This window comes from Streptomyces sp. SBT349 (assembly GCF_001083795.1).
In the GTDB taxonomy this organism is placed as follows: Bacteria; Actinomycetota; Actinomycetes; order Streptomycetales; family Streptomycetaceae; genus Streptomyces.
This window is the reverse complement of record NZ_LAVK01000661.1, coordinates 1-1,473: the sequence shown is the minus strand read 5'-3', so window position 1 is coordinate 1,473 and position 1,473 is coordinate 1. Positions and strand designations below refer to the sequence as shown.

General features: G+C 74.9%; 1 protein-coding gene. It reads right to left on the bottom strand.

Annotation, left to right across the window (positions count from 1 at the left end; translation table 11 throughout):
* Position 1 precedes the first annotated feature (1 nt).
* Positions 2 to 1,282, bottom strand: coding sequence for a glycosyltransferase family 4 protein (locus tag ADY01_RS35605; protein ID WP_107081908.1), 1,281 nt, complete (start codon positions 1,280 to 1,282; stop codon positions 2 to 4).
* Positions 1,283 to 1,473 lie beyond the last annotated feature (191 nt).

The window sequence follows — 1,473 nt, the reverse complement described above, 5'->3', positions numbered from 1 at the left end:
GTCAACGGGGAGGGCGGGCCGCCGCGCGGATCGCGGCGCGGTAGTGCTCGGCGGTGTCGCGGGCGGCGCGCTCCCAGGTGAACCGGCGCAGCACCCGCGCGCGGCCCGCGGCGGCGACGCGGGCGCGCAGGTCCCCGTCGGCGAGGAGCCTGCCGAGGGCGGTGGCCAGCGCGCCCGCGTCGCCGGGCGGCACGGCCAGGCACGTGTCGCCGTCGGGCCCCGCGACCTCGGGGATGGCGCCTCCCGTGGTGGCCACCAGCGGGGTGCCCGTCGCCATCGCCTCGGCGGCGGGGAGGCAGAAGCCCTCGTACAGGGAGGGCACGCAGGCCACCTGGGCGCCGCGGATCAGCGCGGCGAGCTCGGTGTCGGTGATGCCGCGGACGAACTCGACGGCGTGGCCGAGGCCGAACCGGTCCAGCGCCTCGGCGACCGGGCCGCCGGTCGGCCGGCCGCCGACGACGACGAGGTGGGCGCCCGGGTGTTCGGTGCGCACCTTGGCCAGCGCCTCCACCAGGTGGATCAGGCCCTTGAGCGGGGCGTCGGCGCTCGATGTGGTGACGATGCGCCCCGGCGTGCGCGGGGTCGCCGGGTCGGGGTGGAAGACCCGGGTGTCGGCGCCGATCGGGACGGTGTGGACGCGTTCCGGCGGGACGGCGAAGTCCTCGATGATCTCCCGGCGGGAGGCCCCGGAGACGGTGAGCACCCTCGGCAGGCGGCGGGCGACCCGCTTCTGCATGCGCGTGAAGCCGTACCAGCGGCGCAGCGAGGCCCGCCGCTTCCTCGTCCGGGCGGCGGCGAGTTCGAGCCTGCGGTCCACGGTGATGGGGTGGTGGATGGTGGTGACCAGGGGCAGGCCGAGGCGGTGCAGACCGAGCAGGCCGTAGCCGAGCGTCTGGTTGTCGTGGACGACGTCGAACGCGCCGCGCCTGCGGGCCAGTTCGCGGCGGGCCCGCAGCGAGAACGTCAGCGGCTCCGGGAAGCCGCCGGTCCACATGGTCGCGACCTCCAGCACGTCGATCCAGTCGCGGAACTCGTCGCGCCGGGGCGTGCGGAACGGGTCGGGCTGCCGGTAGAGGTCGAGGCTGGGCAGCGGGGCGAGGGGAACGCCCTCGTCCAGGACCGGGTAGGGCTGGGCACCGATGACCTCGATCCGATGGCCGAGCGCGGCCAGTTCACGGGAGAGGTGACGGACGTAGACGCCCTGGCCGCCGCTGAACGGGTTCCCCTTGTAGGTCAGCAGCGCGATCCGCAACGGGCGGTCCTCGTCGGCCCCAGCTGTCACGCCCCGCCCCCTCCGCACATCCGTACTCGCCGGTACTGCCCGGGAGTGACGACGATAACGCGCTCCCGTTCGGCGGGAATACGCCAAGTCAGGTGATAATCGCCACGCACCTCCCGTCTTCCCCCCTCAGTACACTGCAACGCGTTCCAGTTCCGGCCCCGGAGCGGCCCCCTGACGACACGCCCCCCGTC